Source organism: Arthrobacter sp. K4-10C (assembly GCF_059090085.1).
The window spans coordinates 183,941-203,892 of the sequence record NZ_JBNHFI010000004.1; the positions used below are offsets into that span (position 1 = coordinate 183,941).

Below are 19,952 nucleotides of genomic sequence, written 5' to 3' on the forward strand. Positions count from 1 at the left end.
GTTCTACCCCATGGGACGGTGCTGCGAGATCCAGACTGTGGCGGGCACGGAGGGCGCGTCGGACCCGGCCGCGTCCGGGTTGGGGACGTGGAGCGTGCTTCCGAAGGCCTCCTCGGTGAGGCTTGCCTCGACTCCGGCGGCGGACAGCCGGTCCCGCAGCGGTTCCAGGCCGCCGTCGTACTCGAAGCCCAGGCCGGACCGCGGCGGCCCGGACGCCGGACGCACCAGGAAGACTCCGCCGTTCTTGGCGGTGAAGTCGGCGGTTTCGTCGTTGTCCGGTACAGGGCGGGGCCGGGCGCCGATGTGCCGCAGGGTGCGGGCGGCGGCGTCGGCATCTTCCGTGAACCAGACCCCGACGACGGCCAGCGCCGGATCCGCGCCGGCATCGCCCGTGCCGGGAGGGGCTTTGTCCGCCAGGAAGCTGAACCCGTCGGGGGCCGTGATCCGGCAGGCGTCGCCGCGCCCGGCGCTCACCAGCTCCGCAGGCGCGGTCCCCTCGTCTTCCGCGGCAAGGTTGCTGCGGCGGGCAAATTCGGCCAGGTCGCCCACCTCCACGGCCAGCGCCGTGGTTCCGTCCTCCGCCGCCCCTTCCGGCACGTCGTGCAGGGCGAGCCGGCCGGCGCCGGCGTCGTAGACGCGGAACCCGCCGTCGCCCTCGGTCAGGACCATGCCCAGGGCGGTCAGCAGCCGGTCCCAGGAATCGGTGTTGGACGTGTAATGCAGGGGACGGACGCGGAGCATTGGATTGACCTTCATCTCGGCAGCGGGGCGATGAGGCCCATGATGCCACGGGCCGGGCCAGAGGGGGATAGAGGTTGTGCAAGGCTGCTGCTGGAGCAGAATAGGCGCATGGCCATCGAACTTGAAGAACTGCTGGTGCCCGACGCCGCCGCCTGGCGGACCTGGCTGGAGGCGAACCACCGAAGCAGCCCGGGCGTGTGGCTGGTCCTGCACAAGAAAGGCGGGCAGGTCACGGAACTGGATTATGCTGCGGCCCTGGATGAGGCGCTGTGTTTCGGCTGGATCGACGGCCAGGCCCGGCGCCGGGACGGTGAAAGCTCCTACCAGCGGATGACGCCCAGGGGGCCGCGGAGCGTGTGGTCCGCCAGGAATGTCACGTATGTGGCCAGGCTGGAGGAGGCGGGAAAGATGACCGACGCCGGCCGGGCCGCCGTCGAAGCCGCGAAGGCGGACGGCCGCTGGGAGAAGGCGTATGCGGGGCAGGCGACGGCCGAGGTTCCTGCGGACCTGGCGGCCGCGATCGCCGCCGTACCTGCTGCCCAGGCAATGTTCGACGTCCTTACCAAGACCAACCGGTTCGCCCTGATCTACCGCACGAATTCGGTCAAGCAGGCCGCCACCCGCGAGCGCAAAATCGCCGGTTTCGTGGAGATGCTGGCCCGGGGCGAAGCTCCGTACCCGCAGAAACAGCGCCCGGGCGGTACGCCGTAACAGCCCAAGGGCGGCGGAGCCTTTCCGTAACCGGTTGGGTTCTGGATAACGAACCGGTAACATTGATGGTTCACTTGCGCTGGTGCCGTCCCCCGACCCGGGGGACGGCACTTGTGCGTTCAGCGACGGATTGAATTCATGCCCCGAAACACCCTCGGAACAGTGCTTCCCGCCCTCAGACGTTTCACCGCCCGCCGCCGGCTCCTGGTGTGGACGGTGGCCGCCGCGGCGGTCCTCGTCCTGGCAGTTTCCCTGGTGCTCGCCGGCAACAGCGCGCCCGGCCCTGCCGTCACAGCCGGGCGCGTATTGGACGGCGTGGCTGCCGCCCAGGCCGCGGCCAAGGACCGCAGCGGCGGCTACGCCTCCCTGTGGCTCAAGGGCAACGACGCCACCCTGACGGAACGCGGGGGCGAAGTACCTGCGGACGGTGCGGAGGACGTGCGAAGCATCGAATGCGGCACCGGCTGGCTGGCCGGCGTCCGCGTGCAGGGCAAGGTCTTCGTCCGAAGCAGCGCGGCCGGAAACGTGGAAGAGGATGCCGGTTCAGTGCAGCTTCCGGCCTGCATCAGCCCGCAAGCCCGCGACGCCCTGCTCACGGACCTCGGCGTGGGCAAGGCGTGGCCACAACCGGACGCCGCGGCGCTGGAGGCGCCGGCGGAGGACCCGGGGTTCCGCCCGGCCTACCACCTCACGCCGGACCAGCGCTGGATGAACGATCCCCAGCGGCCATTCTTCCTGGACGGGCTGTGGCACTACTACTACCTCTACAACGTGGATTACCCCGAGGGAAACGGCACCGAGTGGTACCACGCCACCAGCACCGACCTGGTGCACTGGAACAACGAGGGCGTGGCCATCGAGAAGTTCCGGAACGGCCTGGGCGACATTGAGACCGGGTCCGCGGTGGTAGACACGGAAGGCACCGCCGGCTTCGGGAAAGGGGCCGTGATCGCCGTCCTCACCCAGCAGCATGACGGTGTCCAGCGCCAGTCGTTGTTCTACTCCACTGACAACGGCTACAGCTTCCAGAACTACGAGCAGAACCCGGTGATGGAGAACCCGGGCGCCGAGCACTGGCGGGACCCGCGGATTGTGCGGGACGAGGCCAACAACCAGTGGCTGATGCTCCTCGCCGAGGGCCACAAGATCGGCTTCTACACGTCCAAGGACCTCAAGCAGTGGACCTACGTTTCCGCCTTTGAGCGGGACGGGCTTGGCATCCTTGAATGCCCGGACTTCTTCCAGATGGACGTGGACGGTGATCCGGCCAGGCGCACCTGGGTGCTGGCCGCCAGCGCCAACGGTTCCGAAGAGGGCCGCACCACCGGGCTGGCGTACTGGACCGGCAGCTTTGACGGGAAGGGTTTCACCCCCGACGGTGGACACCAGTGGCTCGACGGCGGATCGGACTTTTACGCGGCCGTCACCTGGGATGACCCGCGCCTGACGGACGGGCAGCGGAAGGCGTCCCGGCACGCCATCGGCTGGATGAACAACTGGGCTTACGCCCGGAACCTGCCGACGGACAACTGGTTCGGGGCCGCGTCCGTGGTGCGGGACCTCCGGCTGAAGTCCGACGGCGGCCGCCCGGCATTGGTCTCCACGCCCACGCCCGCGCTGCAGGCACTTGAGGGGGAGGCGGCGCAGGTGCCTTCGGGCCCCTTGGACGGCGGGTCCGCGCTGGCCGTGCCGGACAGCGGCGCGTACAAGGCCGAGCTCGAGTTCGAAAAGCCAGCCTCCAACGCAGGGGAAGCCCGAATGCTCCTGCGAAGCGGAGGCAGGACCTACGCCACCGTGGGCTATGACTTCGGCAGCGGCAAGGCCTTTGTGGTGCGGGATGACGCCGTGGCCGCATCCATCGGCAGCGGGGACTCCCGCCCGGCGGGCAAGGGCGGGGTTGACCCCGTGTACCGGGACGCCCGCGCGGTGGAGGGGACGCCCGGTGGCGGGACCGTCCGCCTCACCGTTTACGTGGATCGCTCCTCGGTGGAAGTGTTCGTGGACGGCGGGCGGCAGACGCTGACGTCGCTGGTGTTCCCGCCCGAGGGGCGGAAGGAAGCGCGGCTGGCGGCCGACGGCGGACCGGTATTGCTCAAAAGCGGCAGCGTGGCGCCGCTCGCGGGCATCCGCTAGGGAACGGCCGGACCGGCGCTGCCTCCCGCCCCGGCGCCGCCCACGGCAGCAGCGGCCTCGATGGTCATCCAGGCCTGCAGTTGGGTGGAGAGTTCGACGGCGGCTCCCGGCGGATACGTCTCATGGGCCGGGTGCGCGGCGTGGATGGAGAAGACGCTCCGGCCGCGGTGGCTTGCCGGTGCCGTACCGGCGTCAAGGGTGCGCCGTCCGTCCCAAAAGGCCTGGGCCGTAGCCGTCACCAGGTGCGCAGCAGTGGTGCGGGTCGCCTCGGGCAGCCGGCGGTCGGTCGCTGCCAGCGCCAGGTAGCGGCAGAGGATCCCGGTGAACAGGCCGCCGTCGCCCGTTCCTTCACAGCGGAGGATTGTGCCGGACGCGGCGGCGCCGGCCTCGCTCGAGTTGCTGAGTGCCCCAGGCTGGATGCCGGCTGCCCGGACCGGCACGGTCAAGTGCCGGCCCACCGCGTCCACCAGCCCGGCCGCCCGGGCAAGGTTTGCCTCCCCGCCCAGTTCCAGGAGGGCGCCCAGCACGGGTCCCTGGTTGTAGGTGTAGACGGCCCGTTCCACCGTCACGTTTCCGGCCGCATCCAGCCGGGCGCCGTCGAGGTACAGGCGCTGCACGGGGTCCAGGAGCGTGCGGTCCAGCCAGTCCAGCAATGACTGCGCCTTGGCGCGCTGGCCGGTGCGGGCGTAAAAGAGCGCCACCGGAGCCGTGGCAGGGGCGTTCTTGAAGTCCCGTTTCCTGCTCCAGAACACGCCGCCGCCCAGGTCATCCGTGCTGGCGGCATTGAACTGCAGGGTCAGGGTTTCGCGGATCCTGGCATTGCGGCGGCGGCCCGGCTTCCGCGTCACTTCCGCCAGGGCGTCCAGGCGGAGGGCGGCCAGGGCGAGCCAGGCCATGTCGTCGTAGTAGTTGTTGACGAACGTGTTTGCGTTGCGCAGCCGCATGCCGGTCAGCAGCCGGGAGGCGAGCTGGCCGGCGCTGGCGTTTCCGGGACCGTTGAAGCGTGCCGCCGAAGATGCGCCGCGGCCCAGTTCCCGCCGGCCGGTGTCCACCAGGCAGTCCACGTAGTGGGCCTGCCACCAGTAGTGCCACGGGTTGAAGAGGCCAGCACCGGTGGCGACCCGGCGCAGCGCTGCCCGCCATCCAGGACCTGGCTGCACCGGCTGCCCTGGGTTCCACACCACGGCAGCCAGGTGGGTGCCTGGCAGGAAGAGCAGTTTCCGGCCGAAGAGCGCGGTGACGGACCGGGCTGCGTGGTTTGCGCGGTCCTGCCAGGCTGAACCAGTGGCGTGGCGGGAAGTCATGGATTCCACCCTAATGGCGCCGGTGTGGACCGGGCGGGAGCGGCGAATGGTGCGGACGGCAGGTCTTTCAGTTAACATTCACTAACTGATACGCTGCGGCTGCACCCGCGGGCCGGCCACATCAAGGAGGATGGATGGACATCACAGGCAGCGTCGCGCTCATTACCGGAGGTGCGTCCGGCCTGGGCGCCGCCACCGCCCGGACCCTGTTCGACGCCGGCGCCTCCGTTGTGGTCCTTGACCTCCCGTCGTCCGGCGGGGCCGCCTTCACGGATGAACTCAACAGCTCGGCTTCCGCAGCAGGGGAGGGGGCCGGCGGGGCGGGCCTGCGGAAGTACGCCGTCTTTGCCCCCGCCGACGTGACCAGCGAGGCAGAGGTGCAGGCCGCCGTCGACACCGCCGCCCGCCTGGGCCCGCTGCGCATTGTGGTGAATTGCGCCGGCATTGCCACGCCCGGGAAGGTGCTGGGGCGCGACGGGATCCTGCCGCTGGAGGCGTTCAACCGTGTTGTCCAGGTCAACCTGGTGGGAACCTTCAACGTGCTGCGGCTGGCCGCCGCGGCGATGGCCGCCACCGAACCTGCCGTGACGGAACTCGGCGGTCCGGAACGGGGGGTCATCATCAACACAGCGTCGGTGGCGGCGTTCGAAGGGCAGATCGGCCAGCCTGCCTACGCGGCATCGAAGGGGGCCGTGGCGGCCATGACCCTGCCCATCGCCCGGGAACTGGCGCGCTCGCTGGTCCGGGTGGTCACCATCGCGCCGGGGATCTTCGAAACCCCGATGATGGCCGGCCTGCCGCAGGAGGCGCAGGACTCGCTGGGGGCGCAGGTTCCCCATCCGTCCAGGCTTGGCAAGCCAGCTGAATACGCCCGGCTGGTGGCACACATCGTGGACAATGCCATGCTGAACGGCGAGACCATCCGCCTGGACGGCGCCATCCGGATGGGGCCGAAATGACCGCCCCCGCTGGCCGCCAGGTGGACCTGCCCACAGCCGACTTCTTCGCGTATGAATCGTTGCTGAGCCAGCCGGAACGGGACAAACTGGCCGAACTGCGTGCATTCCTTGCAGCCGAGATCGCGCCCTACGCAGCGGACTGGTGGAACAAGGCGGAGTTTCCCGCCCATATCCTGCCCAAACTCGCCGCCCTTGAGTTGAGCACGCCGGCCCAGCGGGGCTACAGCCATCTGTTCGCAGGGCTGGTGATTGCCGAGATGACCCGGGTGGACACGTCCATCGCCACGTTCTTCCTGGTCCATCACGACCTCTTCGTTGAGTCCCTCTACGCCTTCGGCAGCCCCCAACAGCGGCAGCGGCTGCTGGCTGATGCATCAAACCTGCGAATCACGGGAGCTTTCGCCCTCACCGAACCGGAGCACGGATCGGACGTGGCCGGCGGGATGGAAACCCGGGCCCGGCGAATATCGTCCGCAACAGGCAGGCCCGACGGCGGCGGGGACACCTGGGTGATCAACGGCGCCAAGCGCTGGATCGGCAACGGAACGTTCTGCGACTACATGCTGGTGTGGGCGCGGGACGAGGCGGACGGGTCCGTCCGCGGCTTCATCGTGGACGCCACCCTGCCCGGTGTCCGCAGGACCCGGATCGAAAACAAGATTGCGCTGCGTACCGTGCAGAACGCGGACATCGTCCTGGCGGACGTCCGGGTGGCCGAGGCAGACCGCTTTGCCGGCATCAGCAGCTTTGATCACACCAGGGAACTCCTCCGCAGCTCGCGCATCATGGTGGCGTGGCAGACGGTGGGGCAACAGTTGGCCGCGTTCGACGTTGCCCGGCAGTACGCCGTCGAACGCCACCAGTTCGGCCGCCCGCTGGCGCAGTTCCAGCTGATCCAGCAGCAACTGGTCACCATGCTGGGCAACGCCGTGGCCAGCATGGGAATGATGGCCGGACTGGCCCGGCTGCAGGACGAAGGCGCCGCGGGCATGCCGCAGGTCGCCCTTGCCAAGTCCTACCTCAGCGCACGGATGCGGGAAACCGTGGCGCTGGGCCGGTCCATCCTTGGCGGCAACGGCATCCTGACGGACTACAGGATGGCGAAGATCTTCTCCGACGCCGAGGCCATTTACACCTACGAGGGCTCCTTCGAAATCAACACCCTGATCACCGGCCGAGCCATCACAGGGATATCCGCCATCGCCTAGGCCTCCGGGGGGTACGGCAGCTTTTCTCCTGCTTCCACGCGGATGTCCAGGCTGTTGTTCTTCACAGGCATGGGGCAGGTGCCGTAGGGGGTGAAGGCGCTGGGGTAGTTGATGGCCCGGTTGAAGTCGAGCACCACGGAGCCGTCCGGCCGCGGCCGGGGTGCGGTCAGCTTGCGCCAGTCGTCCGTGGTGTCCCCGTTGGTCTCGTCATGGAACGTGACCGTGAGCGCGCCGAGTCTCTCTTCCTCCGCCTGCAGCCGGAACTCGTGGGGGCTGCCGGGCAACCGGAACACCACCTCGCCGACGGTCCGGTGGATGCCGTCCACCAGCGGGTTGGCGGTGGCGATGGGCACGTCCACCGGTGCGGGGTAGGGCTCGAAGCGGGCGTGAACCTCCCAGTCCGGGTTGTAGGCGTAGGTGGGCACGCCGTCGAACTCGGCCAACACCGGGGAGGCCGAGTCCCTGGTGCGGATCGCGTAGCGCCCGGCCCGCATGGCCAGTTCCACCACTACCCGGGTGCCGTCCGGGCCGCCAAACTGGACCCACATCAGGGACTCCTCGTCGGCGAGCGAGGCCGTAATGGTGCCATCCACGGTTTCACCTGACCCCACCAGCGTCAGGCCGTCGGCAGGCACGGCGGTGAGTGCCGCCGTCGTGCCTTCCGTTGGCCCGGTACCGTCCGCGGACCACAGGCCGGGAGCCAGTTCGACGGCGGCAGGCGAGTCCTCCAGCCACTGGAAGGAGGTGAGCGTCAGCCAGCCGTGGCGGGCTGCCAGCGCCTTGTCCCGGTTGGCCCGGAAGCGCTGCCAGCGCTCGCTTGCGGCGGTTAGGGTGGTCATGATTCCTTCCGGTTGTCCTGCCCCGGCTACAACTGCGGCACCCGGCCGTTCATTCCGGATCCCGGCAGCAGCCACCCTCATCGACCTGGGGGACATCACCACGGCGCGGGGAGCAGAAATGATGCTGCCCCTGTGGCTGCGGCTTTATGGCGCCCCCGGGCACGTCGGACTTCAACATCAGGGTGGTCCGCGCGGTTGAATAGGCTGCGTGGACATTCTTGTCGGAATCAACAGTGAGTGGCTGAAAGCGCTGACCTGGATCGCGGCGCTGCTGTGCGGTGTGGCGGTGCTCCTCTGGCGGCCGCGCCGCCCCGACCTTGCCGCGCTCGCGGGCGTCGTTGTGTTCATCGCCGCCAGCACGGGTGCGGGCATCTACGTCCTGAACCACCTGGGCGACGGCCGCTGGGGCGGGGATAGGGAAGCGAGGCTCAACCCGCCGCCGCTCTCGGAGACACCCGTGGTGGGGGAGTTCCTGGGCCCGCTCGACGCCGCCTTGGACGGAATGGCCACCGGCGTGAACGACTTCTTGGACTTCCGTGCCGCCCTTCCCGTGGCACTGGAGTATTTCGCAGCGGCCTGCTGGGCGCTGGCTGTGCTGGTGCCGGTGGGCGTGGTGGCGGCGGCCGCCAACGCGGCGGGGTCCCTCCGTCGTAATGTCGAAGCCGCCGCGGCACGCACGGAACTGGCGCAGCTCCGCCCGGAATTGGCGCAGCTCCGCGCGGAACTTGAGCGCGTGAAGCGCCACGTCGGTTACCCCGCTGACGACATTATCTGAGACGGATTCCCCCGTGACCCTGCCCTGCGGGTACCATTTTTAGCTAGTAACGTGGCTCACAGTATCCAGCGCAGTGTACGAGCCAAGTCCCGAAACCCTCGAGAGATTGCTTCCATGGCTCACACTGCAACAAATCCCGAAACCGACCTTGCCGCCGAACTGAGGGCAGATGTCCGGCGCGTCTCCACGCTGCTGGGCGAATCCCTGGTCCGCCAGCACGGACCCGAACTCCTTGACCTCGTGGAGCAGGTCCGCCTCCTCACCAAGGAGTCCAAGGAAGCCGCCCGCGGCGGTGCCGACGCCACCGGGCCCTGGAGCGCGCACGACGTCGTTGCCCAGGTCCGCGAGCTCCTCGGCTCCCTGCCCATCGAGCAGGCCACGGACCTGGTCCGTGCCTTCGCGTTCTACTTCCACCTTGCCAACGCGGCCGAGCAGGTCCACCGCGTCCGCGGCCTGCGGACCCGGGCGGAGAAGGACGGCTGGCTGGCCAAGGCTGTGTCCGACATCGCCCGCCAGGCAGGCCCGGCCGTGCTGCAGGAGGTGGTGAACGGGCTGGACGTCCGCCCCATCTTCACCGCCCACCCCACCGAAGCCTCGCGCCGCTCCGTGCTTGATAAGGTCCGCAAGCTCTCCGACGTGCTGGCCCAGCCCACCCAGGAAGGCACCACAGCCAGGCGCCGGCAGGACCGCCAGCTGGCCGAGATCATCGACCAGATGTGGCAGACCGACGAACTGCGGCAGGTCCGGCCCACACCCGTTGACGAAGCCCGCAACGCCATCTACTACCTGGGTGGCATCCTCACCGATGCCATGCCGGAGATGCTGACGGAACTGTCCGAACTGCTGGGGGACCACGGCGTCACCCTGGCCTCCAAGGACGCACCCATCCGCTTCGGTTCCTGGATCGGCGGCGACCGCGACGGCAACCCCAACGTCACCGCGGCCGTCACCCGCGAAATCCTGCAGATCCAGAACCAGCACGCCATCCGCATCAGCATCGGCATGATCGACGAGCTGATCTCCATCCTCTCGAACTCCACAGCACTCGCCGGAGCAGACCGGGAGCTGCTTGAGTCCATCGACGCGGACCTGAAGAAGCTGCCCGGCCTGGACAAACGGGTCCTGGAACTGAACGCCCAGGAGCCGTACCGGCTGAAGCTGACCTGCATCAAGGCCAAGCTCATCAACACCGGCAAGCGCGTGGCGGCCAACTCGAACCACGAGCACGGCCGCGACTACAACGGAACCGACGAGCTCCTGGCAGACCTTGAGCTGCTGGAACTCTCGCTCCGCAACCACTCCGCCTCCCTCGCAGCCGACGGCGCCCTTGCCAGGGTCCGCCGCGCCGTCGCCTCCTTCGGCCTGCACCTGGCCACGCTGGATATCCGCGAACACGCCGACCACCACCACGACGTTGTGGGCCAGCTGATGGACCGGATCGGCGGGCCCGGGCTCCGCTACGCCGAGCTCAGCCGCGAGGAACGCTTCGAGGTGCTGGGCTCCGAGCTTGCCTCCCGCCGGCCCCTGTCCGGCCACCCGATCAAGCTCGACGGCGCCGCGGACGGCACGTACGACGTCTTCCGCGAGATCCGCCGGGCCCTGCGCATGTACGGCCCGGACGTCATTGAGACCTACATCATCTCCATGACCCGCGGAGCAGACGACGTCCTGGCCGCCGCCGTCATTGCCCGTGAAGCAGGCCTGGTGAACCTGTTCGGCGAAAAGCCTTACGCCAAGCTCGGGTTCGCGCCGCTGCTCGAAACGGTGGAGGAGCTCCGTGCCTCCGCCGAGATCATCGACCAGCTGCTCTCTGACCCGTCCTACCGCGAACTCGTGCGGCTGCGCGGTGACGTGCAGGAAGTGATGCTGGGCTACTCGGACTCGAACAAGGAGTCCGGCGTGCTGACCAGCCAGTGGGAAATCCACAAGACCCAGCGGAAACTCCGGGACGTGGCGGCAAAGCACGGGGTGCGGGTACGCCTGTTCCACGGCCGCGGCGGGTCCGTGGGCCGCGGCGGCGGGCCCACCTACGACGCGATCCTGGCCCAGCCGAACGGGGTACTGGAGGGGGAGATCAAGTTCACCGAGCAGGGTGAAGTCATCTCGGACAAGTACTCTCTGCCCGAGCTGGCACGGGAAAACCTGGAGCTGTCCCTGGCCGCCGTACTGCAGGGTTCGGCCCTCCACCGCGACCCGCGGACATCCGAAGACCAGCGGGAACGGTACGGGCACGTTATGGAGATCATCTCCGATGCCGCCTTCGACCGGTACCGGAAACTCGTGGACCACCCTGACCTGCCCGCCTACTTCATGGCATCCACCCCGGTGGAGCAGCTGGGCTCCCTGAACATCGGTTCCCGCCCGTCCAAGCGCCCGGACTCCGGTGCGGGCCTCGGCGGCCTGCGGGCCATCCCGTGGGTGTTCGGCTGGACCCAGTCCCGTCAGATCGTGCCTGGCTGGTTCGGCGTAGGCTCCGGCCTCAAGGCCGCCCGGGAGGCCGGCAACGCGGCCCAGCTCGCGGAGATGATGGAGCACTGGCACTTCTTCCGCTCCGTGCTGTCCAACGTGGAGATGACCCTCGCCAAGACGGACCTGGACATCGCGGGCTACTACGTGGACACCCTGGTACCGAAGGAGCTGCACCACATCTTCCGGACCATCCGGGAGGAATACGAGCTGACCGTGGCCGAGGTGCAGCAGCTTACCGGCGAGCACGTCCTGCTGGATGCCCAGCCCACGCTCAAGCGCTCACTCGAGGTCCGCGACCAGTACCTGGACCCCATCAGCTACCTGCAGGTGGAGCTGCTGCGGCGCGTTCGCGCCGAGAGCGGAAGCATCAGCGGGGCGGAGATAGACGAACGGCTCCAGCGCGCCATGCTCATCACCGTCAACGGGGTGGCCGCAGGCCTGCGCAACACCGGCTAAAACCCTCTCGCACTTCTGGCGTGTTTTCGGGCGACGCTCTCTCACTCGCGGTGCGGGCGTGAGAGAGGGTTTAGATAGGGTGGAGGGCATGCCTTCCTTCCAGACCCGCCTCAAGATCACCGGGCTCCGGCCGGGCAACCGGCCCGAGTCGGTCATGGAGGCCGCCGTCGAGGCGCTGGGGACGCGCCACCACGTTGAGTCCCACCAGCTTCAGATCTCCGGCGGGGTGCCGCAGCTGAACCTGCGTTTCCTCGTGGAGGCAACCGAGGACAGGGGCGAGAACCAGCAGGCGCGCGAGTCGGCTGCCATGATGCGCGACGCCGTCGAACGCGTTGCCCTCACCGGCTCGCTCAGCGTGCTCCGCCGCAGCCGCGGCAAGTGGGCGCCCGTCTAGCCCTTCAGGCCGGCGGGCCGGGTTCCTCCACCGGTGACCGGTTCCCCCGGCGGCGGGTGACGATAATTCCGACGACGGCACCCACCACCAGCCCGAGCGCCACCCCGATCAGGGAACTGGCCCAGAACGGCAGCCTGGTTGCCGATCCTGTGAAGTAGCCCAGGCCCACCAGCCAGCAGGCCCACAGCACGGCACCCAGGCCGGCGCACAGGCTGAAACCCCGGACCGAAACATTGGCGATGCCGGCCGCGGCGGACGTCGCCAGGCGCCCGCCGGGGATGAACCTGGCGCCGATGATGGTGCCGTACGTCGATGACCGCCCTGCCTTGGCGAGTGCGTCGTGGATGCCTTGATGCACGCGGCGTCCCCACTTCCAGCGGTCCAGGACGTGGCTGAGGCGCCGCCGGAAGAGCTGGAAAACCACCATGTCCCCCACCCATGAGGCCAGGGCTGACAGCAAAGCCACCAAAAACACGTTGGCCCGGCCGTCAGCGGAAAGGGCCCCACCGGTAATCACCACCATTTCCGAGGGGATGGGCGGGAAAATGGCGTCGCCAAGGACCACGGGGATGATCCAGAAATAGATCGCAGCCCCCCAGCTGTCAGCGCTGCCGAAGTCCATGGGCACAACGTACCGCACTCCGGGCCCATGCCGAAGGGGATCAGCCCCTGGGCAGGAAGGGATGGCGCATCCTTCCCTTCATTCCGGGTGGGACGTGGCCAAGGTGCCTTCCCGCGAGGAAGTACCAGTATGGCCAGGCGATCCATGCGGCCGCGCCGACGGCCACTCCGGTGCCGCCCACACCCCAGCGGAGCCAGCCCGGAAGGTGTTCCGCGAAGGCAAGGCCTGCCACCGGCAGGGCCGCCAGCAGTCCGCCGCCGATAGCGGTGCCCAGCTTGGCCAGATCCTGCGGGCAGCCGCCTGATGCCAGCAAGGCCCTGTTCGCCAGCAGGAACCAGCCGCCCTGGACTGTCATCGCGGCAATCGAGATCGCCGTGGAGGGCACGAAGTCGAGCTTTCTGGCGACCAGGAGGAACGAACTCGCGGATCCGGCGGCGCAGGCGGCCACCACCGCCCACTTGCCCGCTTCACTGCCCGGCGAACGTGGCAGCCGGCGGTGCACCTGGACGATAACCGGGATGACAGCGAGGCTGAACACCCCGCCTACGGCGTCGTTGACCGTACCGAAGACATAGGGTCCGTTCCGCGGCACTTCCACCGCGTACATGGCCCCGAGGGTAGCTACGCCCGCGACGCCGAGACCGGCGGCGGCATAGGCGAACTTGGCAGCCGCGCGGTCGCCCGGTATCTCAGTGAACGTATCCATGGTCCTGCCGTCCTTTCCGTGCCGGCCTCATTGCGGGTGGAACGTGGACACCAGCCCGGTCAGCTGGGGTGAAGGCTCGACGCCCAGTTCGGCCTGCAGCCGGCTGGCGAACATCCTGTAGGCCCGGACTGCCGCTGCCCGGTTTCCCGCAGCCAGATGCGCCTGGACCAGGAGAAGGTGGGCAGATTCCCGCAACGGTTCGATCCCCACCGCAGACAGCGCCGCTACGACGGCCCGCCCGGGTTCCCCGGCATCAAGATACTGCCGGGCCATAAGCTCCAACGCGCTGAGCCGCAGTTGCCGCAGCCGCTCCTGTTCAAACACCACCCAGTCGTCGTACCAGCCCGGCAGCAGCTCCGCCCGGCCAAGATGGTCCAAACAGGTATCCGGAACCAGGGCGAAGGGCTGTTCCCTCAGCGCGGTCACAAGCGACTGCAGGGCCGTCACGTCAAGGCGTACGGATTCGTCCAGTTCCAGGGTGTCCGCCCCTGATCGGAGGAGCTGGGGAAACGAGTGGGAGACGCACCAGACCGCCGTGCGCAGGTTGCCGGCGGCCTGGGTCTCGCTGCTTCTCGGCCACAACAGACCAGACAGGAAACTCCGGCGACGGCAACCCAGGAGCCCCACGCAGGCAATGAGCCGCTGCTCCCGGCTGGGAACCGTGAAGGTGGTGTTGCCCCGCTGTAACCGCCAAGCCCCCAGCAGGCTTAAATGCCATTCCTGCGCGAGAGCCCCCGTCATGCCATTTCCCTTCAAGCGGCAACACTTGACCCCCCACACCATCGTGACACCTGCGCCCGTCATGTCAATACGTTTTAGTAACAGAGGGGGGAGGGTAGTTTACAAGGGATAGTCGACTTCCACCTGGTCCCTGGCACACGTGGACCGGGGCACGATAACCAAGCGTTGGCCGGGAGGGTACTTTCTGGTCAGCCGCCGGGGTTTTGGTCTTTCTGCAGCAGGTCCAGCCAGCGACGCACGGCCAGGAGGATTTCTTCCGAACTGCCGGCGGCCTCCACCGATTCCCGGTCCTGGCCCGGATGGCTGGATATCAGGCGGGCGCGAAGGGAATTGTTGTGGGCGGGTTCCACCCAGGCGCGGATAACCATCGTGCCTTCTTTGTCCGCCATGCGCGGGCGCCTGCTTTCCTGGTTTTTGCGGTCCAATTTTCCCACGAACGAATTTACTCCGCGGTATCACCATCCTAAAGGCACAAAATATGCGCCCGGACCATCACTGTCCCGCCGCGAATCTCAAAAACAACGCAGAAATAACACGGCAGTAATGAAGCTGCCACGGGCCGACGCGTTGACTTGTCGCGAGACGTCGAAAGGGGGTGATTGACATGACGGAACTTACCATCCAGGACCTGGACGGCCAGCAGGTGGAGCTGCTGCCCTCGAAGGAAACCCTGGCCCTGTTCGACGCATCGTTCGACTGGGCAAGTGTCACCGCGAACAATTCCTCGCTGGCGCTGAACATTGGCGCTGTGCACTCGGAGGCATACAGCGCTGCGGTCCAGAACATTGCTGTTCTCCAGCACTAATCCATCCAACGTCGGAAAGCCGTTCCCGGGGATGTCCGGGGGAAAGAGGTGAGATGCTGTGACGGCATCACATGCGCTGTTGCGCGAGGAACTCGATGCCGAAGTCATGGAGCTGCTGCCCGTAAGGGAAACTCTGTGCTTCGACATTAACATTTCGCCGGTAATCGCCGTGAACCTTTCGATGGCCATTAATGCAGGCACAATTGGTTCCGTCGCGAACTCAGCCGCGGTACAGGAGCTGTTGGTCCTGCAACAGTAGGCTGAAGCAATTCCGAATCCGGTGGGCATGCTCCACTTCCGGAGCGTGCCCACCGCCATTAACCGCCCAAGGTATGAATCGACCAAACTTATCGGTGGGGAATGTGACAACAGCACCCGATGCCGCCTTTGACCAGCGCTGGGCAGCTGCACCCGGAATTGTGTTTCTGGGCCCGGTTGAAGGTTCCGGCCTCAAGGACCGCAGCTATTTGCTGCAGCGCGGGGACGGGCAAATTGTCCAGCTGTCGGAGCTGCTTCACCTGGTGATGGTTTCCGTCTCGGCGGAGAAGCCGCTCCGCCAGGCAGCCCGGGAGATCAGCGACGCCTACGGCCGAGAGCTGGATGTCAGCGGGCTGTGTCACTTGCTGACCACCCGGCTGGCGCCGATGGGACTGGTGCAGGATGCTGCTGCCGACTCCGCCGGGGTCCCCGGTCCTCCCGTCGCGAACCCGCTGCTTGCCCTGCGGCTGCGGGGAACGCTGCTTCCCGAAAAAGCCGTCAACGCCCTGGCCCGGGTGCTCTCGCCGCTTTACTGGCCGCCGGTGGTGGTGGTTGTCCTGGCGGCCCTCACCGCCGTCGATATCCTCATGATCCTCAGGGGCGACTTCAACGCAGCCCTGCAGCAGGTCTTGGTCACTCCTGCGCTGCTGCTCGGCATCGTGGTGATGCTGATGGCGGGGGCAGTAATCCACGAACTTGGCCACGCCACGGCGTGCCGGTACGGCGGGGCACGGCCCGGGGTCATCGGCGTCGGCGTCTACCTGGTATTTCCCGCGTTCTTCACCAACGTGACGGACTCCTACCGGCTGGGCAGGGCCGGCCGGATCCGCACCGACCTTGGCGGGCTGTACTTCAACTGCCTCTGCCTGCTTGCCTTCGGCGGCGCGTACCTTGCCACAGGCCAGGGGTTCTTCCTGCTGGCGGCGGCCCTGATGCATATCGGGATGGTCCAGCAGCTGGTCCCCACCCTGCGGTTTGACGGGTATTTTGTCTTGGCCGATATCGCCGGTGTGCCGGACCTGTTCAACCGGATTCGCCCGGTCCTTTTGAGCATCCTGCCGGGACGGCCGATGGATCCGCGGGTCAGGGAGCTTCGCCCGTTCGCCCGCCGCATCGTCACCGCCTGGGTAGTAAGCGTTGTTCCACTCCTGCTCCTGGCGCTTGGCTGGATGCTGCTGAACCTGCCGCTGATCCTCAGGCAGACCGCCGGCGCTATTGGACACCATGCAGGACTCGGCGTCGGCGCGATCGGGGCAGGCGACCCCGCCGCGGCGGTGCTCTCCATCCTGTCCATCATCCTGCTGTCCCTGCCGGTGGCCGGCCTGGCCATTCTTCTGTACCGCCTGCTGCTGGCCGTCGTCACCCTGCTCCGGCGCCTGGCCGGGCGCGCCTGGAGTACGCGGGCAGGACAGCAAACAGAACCACTGCCTGCCCCGGCAGGTTCTGCACCAGAGAAAGGAAGGCCGGCAATGGCTATCGATGTTCCGTCCGCGGCCACACGCGACGGCGTCCCCACCCTTCAGGATTTCCTCGCCGAACGGCCTGCGCCCCCGGCCGTGCTTGCCGAAGAAGGCTGGCAGGGTGCCCTCCGCCGGCTCAGCGGCAATTCCATCAACCCCGCTCCGGGCCGCCGGGAGCGCGCCCGCCTGCAGGCTATCGCAGACGTCCAGCGGCGGCTGGACGGCCCAAAGACCGTAGTGGTGGTCAATCCCAAGGGCGGTGCCCACAAAACCACGGCCACCCTGTTACTCGCCGCAACAATGGGCATCCAACGCGGCGGTTACACGCTCGCCTGGGACAACAACGAAACCCGGGGCACGCTCGGATGGCGGGCCCCGCTGGCTGGGCACCCCCGGACGGCGGTTGACCTCCTGCAGGAAGTGGACCGCTTTGAAGACTCCGCGCTGGGGCGGATCGGAGACCTGGACCGGTTCGTGCGCTACCAGGGTTCCACGCAGTTTGATGTGCTGGCTTCGGACGAGGACGCCGCCGGGGCGGCCACTATCGGCAGCCGGGAGTTCGACCGGCTGCACACGGCGCTGCGCCGCTTCTACCGGATCATCATGGTGGACACCGGGAACAATATGCGGTCCTCCAACTGGGAAGCAGCTGTGGACGCTGCCGATGAGCTGGTCATAGTCTCCACCCTTCGCGAAGACACGGTGGCAAGCGCGGTGTGGCTTATCGACGGGCTCCGCGAGCGCGGATACCAGGCCAAAGTCAGCAACGCCGTTACTTTGCTCGCCGCCCCGTCCCGGCAGACCGACACGCAGCTCCACAGAAGGACGAGACGCCATTTCGAAAGCCTGACCAGGGAGGTGCTGGACGTCCCGTACGACAGGTCCCTCGTCTCGGGCGCCCGGCTGAACTACCAGGCGCTGCAGCCCGCAACCTGCGAGGCCTGGCTGCATGCCTCTGCCGCGGTAATGCGCGGCCTGTAGGCCACACGTTCAGGACCGTACGGGGGAGGCCTCGCTGAGTTCCAGTGCGCTCCGGTACTCCACCGGCTTTCCGGAGATCGGATCCACGAACCGGATGCCCCGGGCCAGGAGCTGCAGGGGCTTGGCGTAGTCGTCCGGCGACTTGTCCAGCAGGTCCGGGTAGAAGGCATCATTGACGATCCCCAGTCCCAGGGAAGCCATGTGCACCCGCAACTGGTGGGTCTTGCCGGTGTGCGGCTCCAGGCGGTACCTGGCGAGGCTGCCGCCGCCCGCGCTGCCGCCGTCGCCCGCGCTGCCGCCGTCGAACGTTTCCAGCCGCTCGATCCTTGTTTCGGCGTTAGGTTCGCCTTCGATGACCTCCGCGAGCAGGTAGCTGCGGGACTTGGTCATGCGGTTGCGCACCACGACAGGAAATTCGACGGCGGGATGCCCCGGCGCGGGCTCTGCGGCGGACACGCACTCGTATTCCTTCTGGACCAGCCGCTTCTCGAAGAGCACCTGGTACCTGCCCCGCGTCTGCGGGTTGGTGGAGAACAGCAGCACGCCGGCGGTCATCCGGTCCAGCCGGTGCATCGGGACCAGGTCCGGAAGGTCCAGCTGGTTCCGCAGCCGCACCAGGGCGGACTCCTGGATGTACGTGCCGCCCGGCGTCGTGGGCAGGAAGTGCGGCTTATCCACCACCAGGAGGTGCTCATCCTGGTGCAGGATGCCGATCTCCACCGGGATCCGGGCCTCGCGCGGGAGGGTGCGGTAATACCAGATAAAGGTGTGGTCCTGCAGGGGAGTGCCGCGGTGCAGCGGAACGCCGCCCTCGCCCACGATCTCGCCGGCGTCGAACCTGTCCTCGATGCCCTGCGGGTCGATGTGCCCCCAGCGGTGCATCATGTAGTCCATTGCGGTGTTCCACGGACCCTCCTCGGGGAGACGCAGGCGGGTGGCGTTGACGCCGTCGCGCACGGGGAGGGGGGATTGCATCACCGGTCCATTCTACTTGGCGTGCTCCTCGCCCTGGCCGCGCGCCGACGGGAAAAAAGTTCTTGACAATAAAAGTTGTCGGTCCCGATACTTGGAGCATGCAGGACATCGAAGTGATCGAAGACCCGGCGGCGGCCGAGGCGTCGCTGGATCCCATCCGGACCCGGATCCTCCGCGAACTGGCGCAGCCCGGATCGGCCACGCAACTGGCAGTGAAGGTCGGGCTGCCCCGGCAGAAGGTCAACTACCACCTCAAGGCCCTCGAACGGCACGGCCTGGTGGAACTGGTGGAGGAACGGCGCAAGGGCAATGTGACCGAGCGCGTACTCCAGGCCACGGCGGCGTCCTACCTCATCTCGCCCTCGGCGCTCGCCTCTGTGTCGCCGGATCCCCGCCGTTTCGCGGACCGGTTCTCAGCCTTCTGGCTGCTGGCCCTCGCCGGCCGGATGGTGCAGGAGATGGGGAAGCTGATCGCCGGCGCCACGGCAGCCCGCCAGAACCTTGCCACCTTCGCCATCGACGGCGAGATCACCTTCCGCACCGCCGCTGACCGCGCCGCCTTCGCCGAGGAGCTGGGGGTGGCGGTGACGCGGCTGGTGGACAGGTACCACGACGGCGGCGCCTCCTCCCGGGGGCGCCGGCACCGGCTGGTGGTGGCCTTGCACCCCGCACTCAAAACGACCAATCACACAACCTCAAGCAAGGAGCAGGACAATGACTGACAACCGCAACTTCGAGATCGTCTACGACACCGAACTCCCCGGCACGCCGGAGCGGGTGTGGGAGGCCGTCACCACCGGAACCCCCGGCTGGATGTTCCCTACGGACCAGTGGCCGGACGTCAAGACTGTCACGGAATACCCCACGCACCTGGTCTCCCGGATGGACGGTCCCGACGGCTGGTTCAACCAGCTGGAGCACGTCCTGGAGCCGCTCGACGGCGGACGCGCCCGCCTGCACTACGTCCACAGCGGCATCTTCGCGGACGACTGGGACCAGCAGTACGACGGCGCCAGCCGGCACACCGAGTTCTACCTGCACACGCTGGGCCAGTACCTGCAGCACTTCGATGGCAAGCCGGTGGTCTTCGCCGACATCCAGGGGCCTGCTGCCTCCCAGGTGCCGGACGGGTTTGAACAGCTCCGCAAGGCCCTGGGTCTTTCGTCCGCACAGCAGGGCTCGCCGGTGGACGTGGAGCTCGACGGCGTCGGGCGGCTCACGGGGGAAGTGGACTTCGCCAACGAGCACTTCCTGGGCCTGCGCACCGGGGACGCCATGTACCGCTTCTTCGGCCGCAACGCCTGGGGCGCCCCCGTCGGGATGACCGTCCACGACTTCAGCGGCTCCGGGGATCCGGAGACTACCGCCAAGGCCTGGGGTGGCTTCCTGGAGCGGGTGTACTCCTAGCCCCTTGC

General features: G+C 67.7%; 20 protein-coding genes. 12 read left to right on the forward strand and 8 right to left on the reverse strand.

Annotation, left to right across the window (positions count from 1 at the left end; translation table 11 throughout):
* Positions 1 to 3 precede the first annotated feature (3 nt).
* Positions 4 to 741: a VOC family protein gene (locus tag AC5RUU_RS07065; RefSeq protein ID WP_493974622.1), complete on the reverse strand. Its 738-nt coding sequence runs from the start codon at positions 739 to 741 to the stop codon at positions 4 to 6.
* A gap of 108 nt (positions 742 to 849) precedes the next feature.
* Here AC5RUU_RS07065 and AC5RUU_RS07070 point away from each other — a divergent pair, with 108 nt between their 5' ends.
* The gene (locus AC5RUU_RS07070) at positions 850 to 1,452 is read left to right on the forward strand and encodes a YdeI/OmpD-associated family protein (protein ID WP_493974498.1); all 603 of its coding nucleotides are present in this window, start codon (positions 850 to 852) and stop codon (positions 1,450 to 1,452) included.
* A gap of 138 nt (positions 1,453 to 1,590) precedes the next feature.
* Entirely contained in the window at positions 1,591 to 3,585 is a 1,995-nt protein-coding gene (locus AC5RUU_RS07075; protein ID WP_493974499.1) for a glycoside hydrolase family 32 protein, read from the forward strand.
* Here AC5RUU_RS07075 and AC5RUU_RS07080 read toward each other — a convergent pair.
* A complete protein-coding gene (locus AC5RUU_RS07080) occupies positions 3,582 to 4,889 on the reverse strand; it encodes a glycoside hydrolase family 76 protein (RefSeq protein WP_493974500.1) in 1,308 nt (435 codons plus the stop codon). The genes AC5RUU_RS07075 and AC5RUU_RS07080 overlap by 4 nt on opposite strands.
* Before the next feature lie 134 nt (positions 4,890 to 5,023).
* On the opposite strand from AC5RUU_RS07080, the gene AC5RUU_RS07085 reads away from it, so the two are divergent.
* Together AC5RUU_RS07085 and AC5RUU_RS07090 are read left to right on the forward strand one after the other, a co-directional pair.
* Positions 5,024 to 5,848, forward strand: coding sequence for an SDR family NAD(P)-dependent oxidoreductase (locus tag AC5RUU_RS07085; RefSeq protein ID WP_493974501.1), 825 nt, complete (start codon positions 5,024 to 5,026; stop codon positions 5,846 to 5,848).
* Positions 5,845 to 7,056: an acyl-CoA dehydrogenase family protein gene (locus AC5RUU_RS07090; protein ID WP_493974502.1), complete on the forward strand. Its 1,212-nt coding sequence runs from the start codon at positions 5,845 to 5,847 to the stop codon at positions 7,054 to 7,056. Before AC5RUU_RS07085 ends, AC5RUU_RS07090 begins: the two co-directional genes overlap by 4 nt.
* Here AC5RUU_RS07090 and AC5RUU_RS07095 read toward each other — a convergent pair.
* The gene (locus tag AC5RUU_RS07095) at positions 7,053 to 7,895 is read right to left on the reverse strand and encodes a DUF1684 domain-containing protein (protein ID WP_493974503.1); all 843 of its coding nucleotides are present in this window, start codon (positions 7,893 to 7,895) and stop codon (positions 7,053 to 7,055) included. The genes AC5RUU_RS07090 and AC5RUU_RS07095 overlap by 4 nt on opposite strands.
* A 208-nt stretch (positions 7,896 to 8,103) precedes the next feature.
* Here AC5RUU_RS07095 and AC5RUU_RS07100 point away from each other — a divergent pair, with 208 nt between their 5' ends.
* The 3 genes from AC5RUU_RS07100 to AC5RUU_RS07110 all read left to right on the forward strand — a co-directional run bounded on the left by AC5RUU_RS07100 (position 8,104) and on the right by AC5RUU_RS07110 (position 11,989).
* Positions 8,104 to 8,670, forward strand: a complete 567-nt coding sequence (locus AC5RUU_RS07100; RefSeq protein ID WP_493974504.1) for a hypothetical protein — start codon at positions 8,104 to 8,106, stop codon at positions 8,668 to 8,670.
* Positions 8,671 to 8,784: 114 nt separating this feature from the next.
* Positions 8,785 to 11,595, forward strand: coding sequence for a phosphoenolpyruvate carboxylase (gene ppc, locus AC5RUU_RS07105; RefSeq protein WP_493974505.1), 2,811 nt, complete (start codon positions 8,785 to 8,787; stop codon positions 11,593 to 11,595).
* A gap of 88 nt (positions 11,596 to 11,683) precedes the next feature.
* Positions 11,684 to 11,989, forward strand: a complete 306-nt coding sequence (locus tag AC5RUU_RS07110) for a hypothetical protein (protein WP_493974506.1) — start codon at positions 11,684 to 11,686, stop codon at positions 11,987 to 11,989.
* A 4-nt stretch (positions 11,990 to 11,993) separates the two neighbouring features.
* Here the strand turns inward: AC5RUU_RS07110 and AC5RUU_RS07115 are convergent, their stop codons facing one another.
* The 4 genes from AC5RUU_RS07115 to AC5RUU_RS07130 all read right to left on the reverse strand — a co-directional run bounded on the left by AC5RUU_RS07115 (position 11,994) and on the right by AC5RUU_RS07130 (position 14,447).
* Positions 11,994 to 12,611, reverse strand: a complete 618-nt coding sequence (locus AC5RUU_RS07115) for a DedA family protein (RefSeq protein ID WP_493974507.1) — start codon at positions 12,609 to 12,611, stop codon at positions 11,994 to 11,996.
* A 40-nt stretch (positions 12,612 to 12,651) separates the two neighbouring features.
* Positions 12,652 to 13,317 (reverse strand): hypothetical protein, encoded by a 666-nt coding sequence (locus AC5RUU_RS07120; protein ID WP_493974508.1) that lies wholly within the window; start codon positions 13,315 to 13,317, stop codon positions 12,652 to 12,654.
* A gap of 27 nt (positions 13,318 to 13,344) precedes the next feature.
* Positions 13,345 to 14,058, reverse strand: coding sequence for an AfsR/SARP family transcriptional regulator (locus tag AC5RUU_RS07125; protein ID WP_493974509.1), 714 nt, complete (start codon positions 14,056 to 14,058; stop codon positions 13,345 to 13,347).
* A gap of 188 nt (positions 14,059 to 14,246) precedes the next feature.
* Positions 14,247 to 14,447 (reverse strand): hypothetical protein, encoded by a 201-nt coding sequence (locus AC5RUU_RS07130; RefSeq protein ID WP_493974510.1) that lies wholly within the window; start codon positions 14,445 to 14,447, stop codon positions 14,247 to 14,249.
* Positions 14,448 to 14,662: 215 nt separating this feature from the next.
* On the opposite strand from AC5RUU_RS07130, the gene AC5RUU_RS07135 reads away from it, so the two are divergent.
* The 3 genes from AC5RUU_RS07135 (at position 14,663) to AC5RUU_RS07145 (ending at position 17,562) form a co-directional block, all read left to right on the forward strand.
* The gene (locus AC5RUU_RS07135; RefSeq protein WP_493974511.1) at positions 14,663 to 14,863 is read left to right on the forward strand and encodes a hypothetical protein; all 201 of its coding nucleotides are present in this window, start codon (positions 14,663 to 14,665) and stop codon (positions 14,861 to 14,863) included.
* Positions 14,864 to 14,921: 58 nt separating this feature from the next.
* Complete coding sequence (locus AC5RUU_RS07140; protein WP_493974512.1) at positions 14,922 to 15,122, forward strand: hypothetical protein; 201 nt, start codon at positions 14,922 to 14,924, stop codon at positions 15,120 to 15,122.
* Positions 15,123 to 15,225: 103 nt separating this feature from the next.
* Positions 15,226 to 17,562 (forward strand): MinD/ParA family ATP-binding protein, encoded by a 2,337-nt coding sequence (locus tag AC5RUU_RS07145; protein ID WP_493974513.1) that lies wholly within the window; start codon positions 15,226 to 15,228, stop codon positions 17,560 to 17,562.
* Positions 17,563 to 17,571: 9 nt separating this feature from the next.
* Here the strand turns inward: AC5RUU_RS07145 and AC5RUU_RS07150 are convergent, their stop codons facing one another.
* Positions 17,572 to 18,537 carry an RluA family pseudouridine synthase gene (locus AC5RUU_RS07150; RefSeq protein WP_493974623.1) on the reverse strand — a complete coding sequence of 322 codons (966 nt, stop codon included), beginning with the start codon at positions 18,535 to 18,537 and terminating at the stop codon, positions 17,572 to 17,574.
* A gap of 98 nt (positions 18,538 to 18,635) precedes the next feature.
* Here AC5RUU_RS07150 and AC5RUU_RS07155 point away from each other — a divergent pair, with 98 nt between their 5' ends.
* Together AC5RUU_RS07155 and AC5RUU_RS07160 are read left to right on the forward strand one after the other, a co-directional pair.
* Positions 18,636 to 19,259: a helix-turn-helix domain-containing protein gene (locus AC5RUU_RS07155; RefSeq protein ID WP_493974514.1), complete on the forward strand. Its 624-nt coding sequence runs from the start codon at positions 18,636 to 18,638 to the stop codon at positions 19,257 to 19,259.
* On the forward strand, positions 19,252 to 19,944 hold the full coding sequence (locus tag AC5RUU_RS07160; protein WP_493974515.1) for an SRPBCC family protein: 693 nt from the start codon (positions 19,252 to 19,254) through the stop codon (positions 19,942 to 19,944). Before AC5RUU_RS07155 ends, AC5RUU_RS07160 begins: the two co-directional genes overlap by 8 nt.
* Positions 19,945 to 19,952 lie beyond the last annotated feature (8 nt).

What these genes read in the sequence shown, in the direction of transcription:
- AC5RUU_RS07065 (WP_493974622.1), bottom strand. Translation starts at nt 741, where the DNA reads ATGCTCCGCGTCCGTCCCCTGCATTACACGTCCAACACCGATTCCTGG.
- AC5RUU_RS07070 (WP_493974498.1), top strand. Translation starts at nt 850, where the DNA reads ATGGCCATCGAACTTGAAGAACTGCTGGTGCCCGACGCCGCCGCCTGG.
- AC5RUU_RS07075 (WP_493974499.1), top strand. Translation starts at nt 1,591, where the DNA reads ATGCCCCGAAACACCCTCGGAACAGTGCTTCCCGCCCTCAGACGTTTC.
- AC5RUU_RS07080 (WP_493974500.1), bottom strand. Translation starts at nt 4,889, where the DNA reads ATGACTTCCCGCCACGCCACTGGTTCAGCCTGGCAGGACCGCGCAAAC.
- AC5RUU_RS07085 (WP_493974501.1), top strand. Translation starts at nt 5,024, where the DNA reads ATGGACATCACAGGCAGCGTCGCGCTCATTACCGGAGGTGCGTCCGGC.
- AC5RUU_RS07090 (WP_493974502.1), top strand. Translation starts at nt 5,845, where the DNA reads ATGACCGCCCCCGCTGGCCGCCAGGTGGACCTGCCCACAGCCGACTTC.
- AC5RUU_RS07095 (WP_493974503.1), bottom strand. Translation starts at nt 7,895, where the DNA reads ATGACCACCCTAACCGCCGCAAGCGAGCGCTGGCAGCGCTTCCGGGCC.
- ppc (WP_493974505.1), top strand. Translation starts at nt 8,785, where the DNA reads ATGGCTCACACTGCAACAAATCCCGAAACCGACCTTGCCGCCGAACTG.
- AC5RUU_RS07110 (WP_493974506.1), top strand. Translation starts at nt 11,684, where the DNA reads ATGCCTTCCTTCCAGACCCGCCTCAAGATCACCGGGCTCCGGCCGGGC.
- AC5RUU_RS07115 (WP_493974507.1), bottom strand. Translation starts at nt 12,611, where the DNA reads ATGGACTTCGGCAGCGCTGACAGCTGGGGGGCTGCGATCTATTTCTGG.
- AC5RUU_RS07120 (WP_493974508.1), bottom strand. Translation starts at nt 13,317, where the DNA reads ATGGATACGTTCACTGAGATACCGGGCGACCGCGCGGCTGCCAAGTTC.
- AC5RUU_RS07125 (WP_493974509.1), bottom strand. Translation starts at nt 14,058, where the DNA reads ATGACGGGGGCTCTCGCGCAGGAATGGCATTTAAGCCTGCTGGGGGCT.
- AC5RUU_RS07130 (WP_493974510.1), bottom strand. Translation starts at nt 14,447, where the DNA reads ATGGCGGACAAAGAAGGCACGATGGTTATCCGCGCCTGGGTGGAACCC.
- AC5RUU_RS07135 (WP_493974511.1), top strand. Translation starts at nt 14,663, where the DNA reads ATGACGGAACTTACCATCCAGGACCTGGACGGCCAGCAGGTGGAGCTG.
- AC5RUU_RS07150 (WP_493974623.1), bottom strand. Translation starts at nt 18,537, where the DNA reads ATGCAATCCCCCCTCCCCGTGCGCGACGGCGTCAACGCCACCCGCCTG.
- AC5RUU_RS07155 (WP_493974514.1), top strand. Translation starts at nt 18,636, where the DNA reads ATGCAGGACATCGAAGTGATCGAAGACCCGGCGGCGGCCGAGGCGTCG.
- AC5RUU_RS07160 (WP_493974515.1), top strand. Translation starts at nt 19,252, where the DNA reads ATGACTGACAACCGCAACTTCGAGATCGTCTACGACACCGAACTCCCC.